Origin of the sequence: Marinobacterium halophilum, assembly GCF_003014615.1 — a bacterium.
Classification (GTDB): domain Bacteria; phylum Pseudomonadota; class Gammaproteobacteria; order Pseudomonadales; family Balneatricaceae; genus Marinobacterium; species Marinobacterium halophilum.
In genome coordinates this window covers 112,275-126,912 of record NZ_PYGI01000009.1, presented here as the reverse complement: position 1 = coordinate 126,912, position 14,638 = coordinate 112,275, and the positions used below count along the sequence as shown (strand labels likewise).

General features: G+C 58.1%; 14 protein-coding genes. 1 reads left to right on the top strand and 13 read right to left on the bottom strand.

The annotated features are described in order from the left end of the window. Positions 1-2: 2 nt before the first annotated feature. From ribH to CLV44_RS07915, 13 genes are all read right to left on the bottom strand, one after another. Positions 3-476, bottom strand: a complete 474-nt coding sequence (gene ribH, locus CLV44_RS07975; protein WP_106591588.1) for a 6,7-dimethyl-8-ribityllumazine synthase — start codon at positions 474-476, stop codon at positions 3-5. Between the two features lie 11 nt (positions 477-487). Beyond that, positions 488-1,606, bottom strand: a complete 1,119-nt coding sequence (ribBA, locus tag CLV44_RS07970) for a bifunctional 3,4-dihydroxy-2-butanone-4-phosphate synthase/GTP cyclohydrolase II (RefSeq protein ID WP_106591587.1) — start codon at positions 1,604-1,606, stop codon at positions 488-490. A gap of 17 nt (positions 1,607-1,623) precedes the next feature. Then, on the bottom strand, positions 1,624-2,295 hold the full coding sequence (locus CLV44_RS07965; RefSeq protein WP_106591586.1) for a riboflavin synthase: 672 nt from the start codon (positions 2,293-2,295) through the stop codon (positions 1,624-1,626). Continuing rightward, the gene (ribD, locus tag CLV44_RS07960) at positions 2,295-3,455 is read right to left on the bottom strand and encodes a bifunctional diaminohydroxyphosphoribosylaminopyrimidine deaminase/5-amino-6-(5-phosphoribosylamino)uracil reductase RibD (RefSeq protein WP_106591585.1); all 1,161 of its coding nucleotides are present in this window, start codon (positions 3,453-3,455) and stop codon (positions 2,295-2,297) included. Before ribD ends, CLV44_RS07965 begins: the two co-directional genes overlap by 1 nt. A 1-nt stretch (position 3,456) precedes the next feature. Next, positions 3,457-3,939 carry a transcriptional regulator NrdR gene (gene nrdR / locus CLV44_RS07955; protein ID WP_106591584.1) on the bottom strand — a complete coding sequence of 161 codons (483 nt, stop codon included), beginning with the start codon at positions 3,937-3,939 and terminating at the stop codon, positions 3,457-3,459. Positions 3,940-4,045: 106 nt separating this feature from the next. After that, positions 4,046-5,302: a serine hydroxymethyltransferase gene (gene glyA / locus CLV44_RS07950; RefSeq protein ID WP_106591583.1), complete on the bottom strand. Its 1,257-nt coding sequence runs from the start codon at positions 5,300-5,302 to the stop codon at positions 4,046-4,048. A gap of 182 nt (positions 5,303-5,484) precedes the next feature. Further along, positions 5,485-6,831: a DUF58 domain-containing protein gene (locus CLV44_RS07945; protein WP_106591582.1), complete on the bottom strand. Its 1,347-nt coding sequence runs from the start codon at positions 6,829-6,831 to the stop codon at positions 5,485-5,487. Then, complete coding sequence (locus CLV44_RS07940; protein ID WP_245912640.1) at positions 6,828-7,811, bottom strand: AAA family ATPase; 984 nt, start codon at positions 7,809-7,811, stop codon at positions 6,828-6,830. The genes CLV44_RS07945 and CLV44_RS07940 overlap by 4 nt, the downstream gene beginning before the upstream one ends. Continuing rightward, complete coding sequence (locus CLV44_RS07935; protein WP_106591581.1) at positions 7,808-9,076, bottom strand: DUF4350 domain-containing protein; 1,269 nt, start codon at positions 9,074-9,076, stop codon at positions 7,808-7,810. The genes CLV44_RS07940 and CLV44_RS07935 overlap by 4 nt, the downstream gene beginning before the upstream one ends. Continuing rightward, positions 9,067-10,593, bottom strand: coding sequence for a DUF4129 domain-containing protein (locus CLV44_RS07930; protein ID WP_106591580.1), 1,527 nt, complete (start codon positions 10,591-10,593; stop codon positions 9,067-9,069). The genes CLV44_RS07935 and CLV44_RS07930 overlap by 10 nt, the downstream gene beginning before the upstream one ends. Further along, positions 10,580-11,551: a stage II sporulation protein M gene (locus CLV44_RS07925; protein ID WP_106591579.1), complete on the bottom strand. Its 972-nt coding sequence runs from the start codon at positions 11,549-11,551 to the stop codon at positions 10,580-10,582. The genes CLV44_RS07930 and CLV44_RS07925 overlap by 14 nt, the downstream gene beginning before the upstream one ends. A gap of 12 nt (positions 11,552-11,563) precedes the next feature. Further along, complete coding sequence (locus CLV44_RS07920) at positions 11,564-12,259, bottom strand: RDD family protein (protein ID WP_106591578.1); 696 nt, start codon at positions 12,257-12,259, stop codon at positions 11,564-11,566. A gap of 16 nt (positions 12,260-12,275) precedes the next feature. Beyond that, positions 12,276-12,779, bottom strand: coding sequence for a DUF4234 domain-containing protein (locus CLV44_RS07915; protein ID WP_106591577.1), 504 nt, complete (start codon positions 12,777-12,779; stop codon positions 12,276-12,278). A 191-nt stretch (positions 12,780-12,970) separates the two neighbouring features. Here CLV44_RS07915 and ettA point away from each other — a divergent pair, with 191 nt between their 5' ends. Further along, positions 12,971-14,629, top strand: coding sequence for an energy-dependent translational throttle protein EttA (ettA, locus tag CLV44_RS07910; protein ID WP_106591576.1), 1,659 nt, complete (start codon positions 12,971-12,973; stop codon positions 14,627-14,629). The last annotated feature ends 9 nt before the right edge of the window (positions 14,630-14,638 follow it).

The window sequence follows — 14,638 nt, the reverse complement described above, 5'->3', positions numbered from 1 at the left end:
GCTCAGGCCTCAAGCTGTCGTAGCAGACTGACCATTTCCAGTGCGGACAGTGCTGCTTCTGCTCCCTTGTTACCAGCCTTGGTACCAGAGCGTTCAATGGCTTGTTCGATGGAGTTAACGGTCAGGATGCCGTTAGCGACCGGAATATCGAAATCCATGGAGACCTGGGCAACACCCTTGGAGCTCTCGCCGGAAACATATTCGAAATGCGGTGTACCACCACGAATCACGGCCCCCAGGGCGATGATCGCATCATCTTTCTGCTGCTGTGCCAGACGCTTGACCACCAACGGAATCTCGAATGCACCCGGCACACGGATAACGCGGATGTTCTCTTCAGCCACACCGTGGCGGGTCAGTGCATCAATGGCACCATCCAGCAGGCTTTCAACGACGAACGCGTTGAAGCGGCCGACTACGATGGCATATTTACCGTTGGCGCTGACGAAATCGCCTTCAAATACTTGTACTGTCATAAGCGTGTCCATCAATCCTCGTAGGGAATATATTCTTCGATTTCCAGATCGAAACCGGAGATCGCATTGAATTTCATCGGTGAGCTGAGCAGACGCATCTTGCGCACACCCAGATCACGCAGTATCTGTGAGCCGGTTCCGACCGTCAGGTAGGCACCGGAAGCACTGACGTTAACCTTGGAACGGCTGCGGTCGGCATTGAGCAGGTTGTCGATGGCGTTGCCCAGATCAACCCGACGACCGGAATCGAGCAGCAACACCACGCCCTTGCCCTCATCCGCCACACGCTTGAGCGCCCGGCGCATGGTCCATTTCACCTGATCACCTGGACGCACACCCACCACATCACGCAGCACTTCATCGCGGATATGAACGCGCACCAGCGTTGACTCTTCAGGCGTGACATCGCCCTTCATCAGCGCCAGATGGGTACAGCCCTGAATTTCGTCACGGAAGGTTACGTAGCGGAAGTCACCGTACTCTGTCTGCAAGGTGCCTTCATCCTGACGCTCTACGGTATGCTCGTTGAGGGTGCGGTAGTGGATCAGGTCGGCAATGGTGCCGATCTTGATGCCGTGTTTGGCCGCAAACTTTTCCAGATCCGGACGGCGCGCCATGCTGCCGTCTTCATTGATGATCTCGACGATCACCGAAGACGGGCTGAAACCGGCCATTCGAGCGATGTCACAACCGGCTTCCGTATGACCGGCACGGCTGAGTACACCGCCGGGCTGGGCCATCAGCGGGAAGATATGACCCGGCTGGACGATATCTTCCGGCACCGCATCGGCCTTCACTGCGGCATGAATGGTCACCGCACGGTCAGCTGCCGAAATGCCGGTCGTCACACCTTTGGCCGCTTCGATCGACAGGGTAAAGTTGGTCGAGAAGGCAGCACCGTTGCTCTGCACCATCAGCGGCAGTTTAAGCTGCTCGCAACGCTCGCGGCTCAGGGTCAGGCAGACCAGTCCACGGGCATGGGTGATCATGAAATTAATATCTTCCGGACGCACGCACTGAGCCGCGATCACCAGATCGCCCTCGTTTTCGCGGTCCTCGTCATCCATCAGAATGACCATCTTGCCCTGACGGATATCTTCGATCAGTTCTTCAGTCGTATTCAGCTGCATAAATCTCTCCCGTCGCCTCAGCGACGCATGAATCCGTGGTTAGCCAGTAACGCCATGGTGACACCGTCCGCATCGCCATCAGACGGCGCATCCGTGTGTACAGCGCCCATCAGACGCTCCAGATAGCGGGCAATAATGTCCACTTCCAGATGCACCTGACGCCCGGCTGTATAACTGTCGATAAGGGTTTCCTGTGCCGTGTGAGGCACGATATTCAATAGAAAACTGTCGCCCTCCAGCGCATTCACCGTCAGACTCACACCGTCCACGGTGATTGAGCCCTTGGTGGCCACATAACGCTGAATAGAGGCTGGCATGCGCACCTGCAGGCGTACCGAGCGAGCGTCATCGCTGCGCTCGACTACAGTGCCCAATGCATCCACATGGCCGGTCACGATGTGACCGCCGAAGCGGGTATCCGCGCGCATCGCCTTTTCCAGGTTGACCGCTTCGCCAACCTGCAACGATTCAAACCGGGTGTGCGCCAGCGTTTCCCGCGACACATCGGCGATAAAGCCGTCACCGGGCAGTTCCACCGCAGTCAGGCACACGCCATTGGTGGCAATGCTGTCACCGAGTTTGACGTCAGCCAGATCCAACGTGCCGGTGCGAATATAGAGACGCATATCGCCGCCGATCATGCGGATATCGGCAATACTGCCTACTGCTTCGATGATTCCGGTAAACATCAGTCAGTCTCTTTCCGGCAGCTCAGGGTTAGACGCAGGTCGTCACCGAGCTGGCGTGTATCGATTAATTGCAGGCGGTGCTGCTGCGCCATCTGCTCCAACGGCAGATCAAACAGCGGCCGTGCCGCACTGCCCAACAGGGTCGGTGCCATATAGAGTACCAGCTCATCGACCCATCCGGCACGCAAGGCCGTACCAGCCAGGGTTGCACCGCATTCGATCAGCACTTCATTACAGTGTTCATGTTCCGCCAGCCAGGACAACAATGCCGTTAGATCGACCCGACCGTCCGTACCAGGCAACGCCAGCACTTGCGCGCCAGCCGCTGTCAACGCAACTGCTGCCGATGTGGATTCGGCCTGTGCCGTCACCACCAGGGTACGCCCCGGCAGGCTAAGCATGGGCGCGGTTGTCGGCAGCCGCAACTGGCTATCCAGTACAACCCGCAGCGGTTGCCGCAGCGCCGCCTGTTCCGCCTGTTCTGCCGGCAACCCAAGCTCGGCGGCCCGTACCGTCAAGGAAGCCTTGTCGATCAGTACCGTTTCCACACCGGTGAGCACCGCCGAGCTGCGTGCCCGCAACCGCTGCACATCAGCCCGTGCAGCCGGGCCCGTTATCCATTGTGATTCACCGCTCTGCATGGCGGTACGGCCATCCAGACTAGACGCCAGTTTAAGGCGGACATAGGGGCGGCCGCGTTCCATACGGCTGATAAAACCGGGATTCAGTGCCCGTGCGGTGGTTTCCAGCAGGCCCGATACCGCCTCGATACCGGCCTCGCGCAACCGCGCCAGACCACGACCGGCCACCAGCGGATTGGGATCCTGCATCGCACAAACCACGCGTGCCACACCGGCATTAACCAGGGCTTCGGCACAGGGCGGCGTGCGGCCATGATGGCTGCAGGGCTCCAGCGTGACATACGCTGTCGCGCCACGTGCTGACTCACCGGCAGCACGCAACGCATGCACTTCGGCATGAGGTTCACCCGCACGCAGATGAGCGCCTTCGCCGACCTGCTCACCGTCGCCCACGATGACACAACCCACCCGCGGATTGGGGTCGGTCGTATACAGCCCCTGACGCGCCAGACGGATCGCCTGCGCCATCCAGTGATGGTCCTGTGCGCTGAAGCCTTCAGTAGTTGGTACCGTGCTCATCTTAATCTTTATCCTGCTCACGGTTGAGAAGTGCTGCACCAGACAGGCGTTCGATCTCGTCACGGAACTCATTGATATCCTGGAAGCTTCGATACACCGATGCAAAGCGCACATAGGCCACTTCATCCAATGTATGCAACTCGGCCATCACCGCTTCGCCGACTTCACGCGAAGGCAACTCACGCTCACCGGTGGCGCGCAGGCGCTGTTTGATGCGGGTAATGCAGGCTTCAATCTCTTCGATGCTGATCGGACGCTTTTCCAGCGCGCGCTGGATACCGGCACGCAGTTTGTCTTCGTCAAAAGGCTGGCGGGTGCCGTCGTTCTTGATCACGCGCGGCATCAACAATTCGGCAGATTCGTAGGTGGTAAAACGCTCATGGCAGCTGATGCATTCACGCCGACGCCGGATCTGCTGACCCTCAGCGACCAGTCGAGAATCGACAACTTTGGTTTCATGGGTGCCACAGAACGGACAATGCATGGGTTGCCTCAGCGAAAGAGCGTTTCCCCGTTACCGGGGTGTATGGGTGGGACGCGAACAAAAAATAAAAAAGGGCGGCCTCAGCCGCCCCGGCTATTCTACCGGCTTACTTGTAAACCGGAAAGCGTGCGCAGATCTCTTTGACCTGACCCTGAACGCGGGCGATGGTCTCTTCATTGCTGATATCGTCGAGGATATCGCAGATCCAGTTCGCCAGCTGAGCGACTTCTTCTTCCTTGAAGCCACGACGGGTCACCGCCGGAGTACCGATACGCAGACCGGAGGTCACGAACGGTGAACGCGGATCGTTCGGTACGGAGTTCTTGTTCACAGTGATGTTGGCACGGCCCAGAGCTGCGTCCGCATCCTTACCGGTGATGTCCTTGCTGATCAGGTCAACCAGGAACAGGTGATCTTCTGTACCGCCGGAGACGATGTTGATGCCACGGGCGATGAACACTTCGGCCATGGCCTTGGCGTTACGTACGACCTGAGCCTGGTATTCTTTCCATTCCGGCTCCATCGCTTCCTTGAAGCAGACCGCCTTGGCCGCGATCACGTGCATCAGCGGGCCGCCCTGAGATTCCGGGAATACCGCGAAGTTCAGCTTCTTCTGCAAATCTTCATCAGCGTTGGCGGACAAAATCAGACCACCACGCGGGCCACCCAGGGTTTTATGCGTCGTAGTGGTAACGACATCCGCAAACGGCATCGGCGTCGGGTAAACACCTGCGGCAACCAGACCGGCAATGTGTGCCATGTCGACAAACAGGTACGCGCCGACCTTGTCAGCGATTTCGCGGAAGCGCGCCCAGTCAACGATCTGTGAGTAGGCAGAGAAACCGGCCACGATCATCTTCGGCTTGTTTTCAACCGCCAAACGCTCAACTTCGTCGTAATCAATGGAGCCGGTTGCAGTGTTCAAACCGTACTGAACAGCCTTGTAGATGCGGCCAGAGAAGGATACGGCAGCACCGTGGGTCAGGTGGCCACCATGGGCCAGGCTCATGCCCAGAATGGTGTCGCCCGGCTGGCACAGTGCCATATAGACGGCAGCATTGGCCTGGGAACCGGAGTGCGGCTGTACGTTGGCGTACGTAGCGCCAAACAGTTCCTTGGCACGTTCAATCGCCAGCTCTTCAACTACATCGACGTACTCGCAGCCACCGTAGTAACGCTTGTGCGGGTAGCCTTCGGCGTATTTGTTGGTCAGCACAGAACCCTGAGCTTCCATGACGCGCGGGCTGGTGTAGTTCTCGGACGCGATCAGTTCGATGTGCTCTTCCTGACGGACGGCTTCGGACTGCATTGCAGACCACAGATCCGCATCATAACTGGCGATTGACATATCTTTGCTAAACATTGCTGTCCCCTGAAGTGGCAAAAATAGCGACAAAGTTGGCGCAGGCGGTAACGAACTGACCTGTAGCTGCCTCATAAAAGAGGCGCATTATAGTCTAAAAATCATACGGAAGGCACATGAAAAGGGGTCAGTCCATTACGCAAAAGATTCATTTTGCTCTGCCCCCTCTCGGAAGACCAGCGTTACAGCTTGCCGGCGCGCTTGAGTACCAGGTACTGTTCGATCAGAGCTACATGCATTTGCTGCGGCGGCGCGTCCACCGTTATCACACCCTGCCTCTGCAGACTCCTGATTAATTCCTCGCGCTGCTCACGATAAAGGGTTCGGGCGCAGAAATTGAGCACTTCCCGAGTATCCTGTTCGCTCTCTAGCGGCGTGTCCAGACAGCTTTCGCGTAGACACGCCACCATCACCAGATGCTTACGCGCCAACAGTTGAACAGCCGCCTGAAGATCATCACTGTCATCATCCCGCAGATTGGTCACAAGAATGACCAGTGCTCGCTTCTGCTGACGCTGTAGCAGAGTGGCCGCCGCCTGCACAACGTCGCTGGCTTCGGTACTGCTGTGCACATCGTAGAGGCTGTTGAGCAACACATTGACGCCCTGACGCCCTTTGACCGGGCGCACCCAGTGACTACTCCCGGCAAAACCAAGAACGCCCACGGCATCACCAGCTCCCAAGGCGATATAGGCCGTCAGTAACAACGCATTGAGCGAATGGTCAAAGTGACTCAGCTCGCCATCTACTGCCCGCATGCGGCGACCGGTATCCAGCATGAACAGCACTTCCTGATCACGCTCATCCTGATATTCCCGCGACACGAGTCGTTGCTGACGAGCCGTCGCCTTCCAGTCTATCTGGCGGATCTCGTCACCGCGCTGATATTCTCGCAGCTGCTTGAACTCCTGTCCCGAACCGCGACGCTGACTCAGGTGCGCACCGATATGAGCAATACGCTGCTCGTAGCTGAGGAAATTCAGGTTGGCCAACGCCATAAAATTCGGATAGACCTTAACTCTTTGCGTTGCCGCTACGGATCGCTGCAGCCGCCAGAGCCGAAGCGGCGACTGGATCCGCATCCAGATCGCCCCGAATTCGGCATCCCCCCGGTGCTCCGCACGCGCCGTATATTCCACCTCTTGGCTCTCGCCGGGGGACAGTTTCAGTTCGACCGGCAACTGCTCGGTCGTCACCGCCGCCGGGTAGTCATCCATACAGCTGAACTGAAGCGCCCGCCTCCCAACATTTTCAAAGCGCAGGCGAATACGCGCATTGGCTCCCAGTGCCAGACTCCCCGGCAACTGACGCTGCGCCACGGGGATGGGCTGAGCACATACCCACAGGGCATCTATCAGTGCAATCAGCCCTCCCAGCGCCAGCCCCCCCCACCAGAGCGTGGTCAGCACATTCAGCTCAAGGGACGTAAAGGCGCGCATCCCCACCAGTATCAGCGCCGCCGTCAGTAAGATCAGCAGGGACTTGAACAGTGCCCGATCCGGTATCAACCACAGCAGCGCTCTAATCATGTACGCGGCGCGTCCACAGTCTGCATCAACTGCTGTAACACCCGGTCAGGCGTAAAACCATCGATTTCACTTTCCGGTGCCAGCAAAATACGGTGACGCAATACCGGCAGCACCACCTGCTTGATATCGTCCGGCAGCACGAAGTCGCGTCGGTTTATCAATGCCCAAGCCTTGGCTGCACTGACCAGACCAATGCTGGCACGGGGTCCGGCCCCTTTGAGGATACTGCTGGCGTTGCGGGTTGCCTGCACCAGACGTACGGCATAGACAAGCACTTCATCATCCAGCGTCACTCGCTCAACGGCGCGTTGTAACGCCAACACATCTTCCGGTCTTAGCGCCCCGGAAAGACGATCACTAATCGCGTCCATGCTCAACTCTCCGCCGGTCACTTGGCGTACCAGACGAATCTCGTCATTGAAGTCCGGGTAGTCGATAAATACTTTCATCAGGAAGCGATCCAATTCCGCCTCCGGTAGCGGGTAGGTCCCCTCCTGCTCGATCGGGTTCTGGGTCGCCAACACCATGAACGGCGGGGTCAACGCATGAGGGGTACCTTCAATGGTCACCTGCTGTTCCTGCATGACTTCCAGCAGGGCCGCCTGGGTCTTCGCTGGCGAGCGGTTGATCTCATCGGCCAAGAGCAGGTTGGTAAACACCGGGCCACGGCGCACATGAAAACGCCCTTCTTTCATGTCATAGATTGCATGACCGGTCATATCCGCTGGCATCAGGTCGGGGGTGAACTGAATGCGCCGAAAATGGCCACTGAAACAGGTCGCCAGAGCCCGTACCAGCAGGGTTTTGCCCAGCCCCGGCACCCCTTCCAGCAAAACATGGCCGCGACAGAGCAGCGCCACCAGTACTTGGTCAACCACCTCATCCTGGCCGATCAACAGCGAACCTATGCCGGTGCGCAGAAAATCAATCTGTCCGCTCACGTCAGTCGCGAGTGGAGGGGCTTCCATTTCGAGAGTCATAGTCGTTTCCTGATGTTAAGAAGAAGCTGCACCGTTTCGACCAGATCGGTCGAGTTATAGTGTTCCTGCGGCGTCAACGCCTGACGCACCTGCTCCAGCGGCAGCTGGGCCTGCTCGGCCACCGCCGCGAGCTGCAGTTTATCGGGCAGTTGTTCCAGCCCGCCCTGTAAACGGGCTGCACGGTTCAATACTTGACGCCGCAACGGTGCGAGCAGGTAATTCAGCTGGCCATGGCGATGATGAAAGCGCGCCACCGCTTCGATATGTTCATTCAATGTTCGCCGTTGCTGAGGCGAGGAGTGCAGCACCGGTCCGAAACGGCGGCCGCGATAAAGCAGCCAACCCAGCAGTAGAAAGATGCCGACGGTCAGCGCTTCGACAGCATGATCCAGCAACAGCAGAGACAGCGATGGCCACTGGCTGTAGCGCTGAATATGGACGACCGGACGGTCTCTATTGAGCCAGAGCAGCAGGTAGGCATGATCAAACAAGCCGATACGGTCGTTATCCCAGATGCTGATATTCCGCAGTACGCTGACACGACCATTACCCAGGCGCAACATCAGCAAGCTGGTCCGCTCAACGGGCAATGATCGGGCTTCCAGCTGCATCTCGATACCAAAGCGGCCATTTTCATGCCACTGCAGCGGCGACTCCAGTGGGCTGTAAATCCGCGCGTTATCGGCCGGGGCAAATCGGCTTAACGCAGTGGTTGCGACACCGGCTTCTCGTCGACGGATATCAACCATCACCTGTTCGGAGAGGCTTGGCGGGGCAGATTCCTGCGGCGCTTGAGCGAACTGTGCAGCGGCTTCATGCACAGTTTCCGAGAGCTCAGCCGCCGCTACCTTGTCATTCAGAGCCTGTTTGTTCAGCTCGGGGGGGGCATGGCTGACACCCAATGCCTGTGCCAACGGATGCTGCTCCATCTCAGACCTGTAGTGCCAGATCAGCTGCCCTCCAGATGCTACCCAATCCAGCAAGACATCAACCCGTTCCGGCTCATCCAGCAAGTATTCGGCACTGGTCAGTAGCAAACTGTCACGCGGACCCAGCTGATTGACGGCCACTGGATAACGACTGTGCTCAACCTGCAGCCCCTGCTGCTCCAGCAACTGACCCGCCGCCAGAAATTGATTGCGCCTAACCTCTTCCCCCGGGCCTTGGTCCACGACCTGATCGACAGATTCCAGCCCCGTCACCAACACATAACCCAGCAACATCAGCAACAGCACAGGCAATACCCGGAACAGGATCATGTGCATCCTGCCAACTCCCGCTGCACTTCGCGCAGCAACTGCTCGACACGCGGACGTATCGGTGATTCGTGTGCATAGGCCAGCCGCAGCCAAACCCCGGTCAGCTCGTCAAACAGAGTGCTGCCAGCCAAGTCCGGATGACACCGGGCGGCAGCCGCACACTCCAGCTCGGTATGCCAAGACTCGACCTCGACGCGATAGTGATGTACCAACCGATGCAGGGCCTGGCGATAAACCAGCGACAGCGCCAAGCGCGTATCCCCCTGATCCAGAGCCTCCATAACGGCAGCATTGAGATCGGATGGCAAACTGTCGGCACCAATCGCCATACCCATCAATACCCGGGGCGCATCAGCCTCAAGCGCATCCCTGTCGGGTTGCCCTTCTGACTGCCCCAGCTGTCGCCACAGCACCCGTGCCAACAGCACCAGCAGCATCAGCCCTCCCAACCACATTAAAATCTCAGCCAGACGGTAAAAGCCGTCACTGACTCCACCGCGCGAGACCTCCTGAATATCGAACAGCGATTCTAGCCAGGCGCTATCAACCGAATCATCGTCCGTTTTTTCCGTCTCCTTCCAACGCCACTGAGTCACTTCTTCTTCGATCACATAAGGGGGCGACGACAGTAGTTCCACTGCGGCCTTCTTGGTAGCATCCGGCGAAGCAACCTCGGCGACTACAGCGGCTTGCACTGGAGATGCAGGCAGATAGGTCAGCCACAGCATGACGACCAGCATGACAGTGACCAAGGAACTAGCTCCGGCACTGGGCTTGGCCTGGGTCACCTGATGATCCTGAACGATCTGTCGGAACAGCAGATCCAGATCCCAGGCCTCGAGTTCTATGCGACGGTTAATGTAAAGGGCAAAACCGGACGCGACATAAAAGGGGGCCACCAGCGACATGCAGATCAGGGTCAGGGCGTTACTCAGGTGCGCCAGCAGACCCGACTCATCACTGAACCACCACCCAGGGCCCCGTTCGAAGAAATCACCCACCAGCGCCAGCACCAATACCGGCACGGCCAGTACCAGCAACATTTCCACATGGGCCAGAATCAGCGTCAGCCAGGTCGCGGCACGGCCATGACCATAGGCCAGGGTACGACAGCGCTTCAGGCGGGCACGCCCCTTCTGTTTTTCCAGTACGGTGACCGCCTGCAGGAAGGCGCGCCGCGGATCGAACCGGCGCCACAACAAAGCGCCGATACTGCCGAATAGCCAAGTACGCAGCAGCTGCCACCACGTCAGGCCGCGCAGCGTACGCTCGGCAAACAGGTAACGACTGAGCAACAACAGCGGCAGGCGCTCAAACAAGGGCTTGAGCCACCAGATCACTAGAGTGACCACCCAGGGATCGTCGGCGAACCCCAGACTCAGCACGGTGAATATCAGTACTGCCGGCAACAGCCAGGCCAGCCACAAGGGCCGAAACCAACGGCGAGCCATCAGCACGCCCAAGTCAAGCGCCTGCCAGGGCGTACGCACCTGCGCGCGAATTTGCAGATCAGCGAGGTTCACGGCGCGTCCCCAGTGATGAAAAGAAGCAAAACCAGAGCACGCTCAGCCAGAACAAGGCCCCAACGCTCAGCTTGACCGCTACCGGCAACTGCGAACTGGATGACCAAAAGGCCTCCAGAAACGCGGCCACGAATAGCATAAATACACCACCGTACATCAGCTTGACCGCCTCACTGGCCGCTTGGCGCAAGGCATCCAGACGCCCCCAGCGTCCGGGATGGATCAACGCATGACCGATCATTAACCCTGCCGCCCCGCAAATGACGATCGCGGTTAGCTCAAAGGCGCCATGGCCGATAACAAAAGGATAAAACGTGACGCCCAGACCAACGCGGGTCAGGTAGCCGGTTACCGCACCCAGATACAGACCGTTGAACAGGACTACGGCAACGGTTCCCAAACCCAGAAAAATGCCACCGGCAAAGGCCTTGAAGGCGATACCGATATTGTGGCTGATGTAATAGCCGAACATGAACAGATCGGTTTCCGAGTCACGCTCAGCCCCCAACCGTGCATTGCCCGGGTCATACATGGCTTCCAGCTCGGCCGCCTGGTCCGGTGACAGCATGCTGTAGGTAAAGCTTTCACTCAGGTAAGCACCTACGCCCATGACTAGTGCCGGCAGTATAAACAGCAAGGCCGAACAGAGGACGTAGCGCCGTTGCTGACGCAAGGCAATCAGAAATGTCGCCAGCGCCGCGCCTAAACGTTGCAGCGTCGCACGGGAATCGCGCTGATACAGCCGATGGTGGCCCAGCATCACCAAGCGATTAAGGCGGCTGACCAGAGCATCGGAATAGTCGCGCTGACGCGCCATGGACAGGTGTCCACAGACCTGACGGTACTGTTCGGGGAAGTGTTCATCCGGCACTTTATCATCCCCACGCCCCGCTTCAAGCAGTGCTTCCAACAGCAGCCAGAGCGGCGAATAGCGTTGTTCGAACTCCGTTTCCTTCATCGCATCCTGCTTCTATTTGCGCCCCAGCAGCCAGGCACCCATGCCTTTCAGTCGTTCCAGTCCGGCTTCACCGGTAACGCCAGTCACCGGGGCCAACAATTCTGCCAGTTCCTGCTGTCGCGGCTCGCTGATGGTACGGCTGCGTACGGTAAGACTAATAATGCCCTGGCGCTCGGCCCGGGTCAGAGCCTGTTGTGGCATCCGCGGTTTAATCGACACATCCAACTGCGGTGCCGATTGCCTGTCCACATGGACGACCAAAGTACCCGCGGCCAGGTCACCCAAGCGCTGGAAGCGCCGCGACAACACCATGCTGAGTAACCCGGAGACATACATCAACGGAAAGAAGTCGGCCGCCCTCAGCAAGTTGCGGATCACCGATGCTCCCCAGCCCACAGGAGTGAAATCTTCGTTGACGACCCTCAAGCCCATCGCTTTTTTGCCCGGTGTCTGGCCTTGACGAAATACTTCGAAGAAGACCGGATAGAACCACTCCAGCAAAAAACCAATGATCAGATAAAGCCCCATGCCGAAGCCGCCCAAAAAACCGGAAAGGATACCGATCAGGGCATAAACCAGCCCGCGCCAGACCATATCGATGAGGAACGCCAAAATGCGCACCACCGGACCGGCCATGGCCTGAGTAAAGTCAATGCCTTCAGGAGTTTCAACACTGCAGTGATTATCGAGCAGCCTGGATGCCTGCATGGGAATCACCGTCCGCTTAGCGGCTGGCGCGAATATCGAGGTGCTGGTTTATCTTGTAGCTCAAGTAAAGCACGTTGAAGAAGAAGGTCAGGATAGGGCCTGCCCACGTCGGCTTGCCTTCGCTATTCGTGACACGATTGAGACGGTTACGGAACTTAAACGCCCATACCAATATCATGATACCGCTGGCGAGGCCCAGCAGGCCATCAACCAGAACCAAAGCACCGAAAGAGGAAGAGGGGCCTACGACGGCAACAACAATGGACGAGATGCCGCTGGCCACGAACAGACCGACGGACGCGCTGACAACACCTTGGGAAATCTGGTTTTCAGAGATACTGTTCAGCTTGCGCGTTCGGTCGTACAGCCAGTAGATGGTATAGATGCCCAGCGTAATGATCGATAGACCAAACACGGCCCAAGTGCTGAAGCGGGGAAAAACGGAAATATCACCGGCAGCTTGCTGGACTTCGAGATCAGCTTCCGGTGCGACATAAGGGTTGTCGGCAACTTGATTCATTTTTTTGTCCTTGAATGATTACAGTTTCAAGATGAACTGCAGGCGGCTTCCAGGCCGACGACTAGCCTATATCAGGCATCGTCCCTTGCCAACCGTCAACCCGATCTGTTGGCCGCGGGCAACATGGCTTTCCCCAACCGCCACAGGTAGAATCTGGCTGTTTTTCAACCTCTAAACCTACAGGCGTATCAATGGCTCAGTACGTTTACACGATGAACCGAGTGGGCAAGGTCGTACCGCCCAAGCGTGAAATCCTCAAGGACATCTCTTTATCGTTTTTCCCCGGTGCCAAGATTGGTGTACTGGGTCTGAACGGTTCCGGTAAATCCACTCTGCTGCGCATCATGGCCGGGGTCGATGCCGAGTACACCGGCGAAGCCCACCCGATGCCCAACATCAAGGTCGGGTACCTGCCGCAGGAGCCGGAGCTCGATGACAGCAAGACCGTGCGCGAAGTGATCGAGGAAGCGGTTGCTGACGTCAAGGGCGCACTGGCCGATCTGGATCAGGTCTATGCCGACTACGCTGATCCGGACGCCGATTTTGACGCGCTGGCCAAGAAGCAGGCCGAGCTGGAAAACCTGATCACGGCCAAAGATGGTCACAATCTGGATCAGGCGCTGGAACGCGCCGCCGATGCCATGCGTCTGCCGCCCTGGGATGCCAAGGTTGAGTTTCTGTCCGGTGGTGAACGCCGCCGCGTGGCCCTGTGCCGACTGCTGCTGGACAATCCGGACATGCTGCTGCTGGACGAGCCGACCAACCACCTGGACGCCGAATCGATCGCCTGGATCGAACGCTTCCTACAGGAATATCCGGGTACCGTGGTCGCGATCACCCATGACCGCTACTTCCTCGATAACGCCGCCGGCTGGATTCTGGAACTGGACCGTGGCCATGGCATTCCGTGGGAAGGCAACTATTCCTCTTGGCTGGAGCAGAAGGAAGCCCGCCTGGAGCGCGAATCCAAGTCCGAAGCATCTCACCGCAAAGCGATGAAGGCTGAACTGGAGTGGGTTCGTCAGGGGGCCAAAGGCCGTCAGACCAAGTCCAAGGCACGCCTGAAAGCGTTTGAAGAGATGAACTCGCGTGAGTTCCAGCAGCGCAATGAAACCCAGGAAATTTACATTCCGCCTGGACCCCGCCTGGGCGACAAGGTAATCGAGCTGCACAACGTCACCAAGTCCTACGACGACAAGCTGCTGTTCGAGAATCTGGATCTGGCCATTCCGCCGGGTGCCATCGTCGGTATCATCGGTCCCAACGGCGCAGGTAAATCAACCCTGTTCCGCATGCTGGCCGGTGAAGAACAGCCGGATTCCGGTGAGATCGAAATCGGTGCCACCGTGCAGCTGGCCTACGTTAACCAGTCCCGCGAACTGAACGGCAACAACACCGTGTTCCAGGAGATTTCCGACGGTCAGGACATCATCACCGTAGGCAACTTCCAGACCCCGGCGCGCGCCTACTGTGGCCGTTTCAACTTCAAGGGTTCGGATCAGCAGAAGTTCGTCAAGGATCTGTCCGGCGGTGAGCGTAACCGTCTGCACATGGCGAAGCTGTTGAAAGAAGGCGGCAACGTGCTGCTGCTCGACGAACCGACCAACGATCTGGATATCGAGACCCTGCGCGCACTGGAAGAAGCCCTGCTGGCTTTCCCCGGCTGTGCCGTGGTGATCTCGCATGACCGCTGGTTCCTCGACCGTATCTGTACGCACATCATCGCCTATGAAGGGGATTCGCAGGTCGAATTCTTCGAAGGCAACTACACCGAGTACGCCGAGGACTACAAGCGCCGTTATGGCAAGGACCATCAGCCCGAGCGCATCAAGTATCGCCGCATGAGCTGAACGTAACGA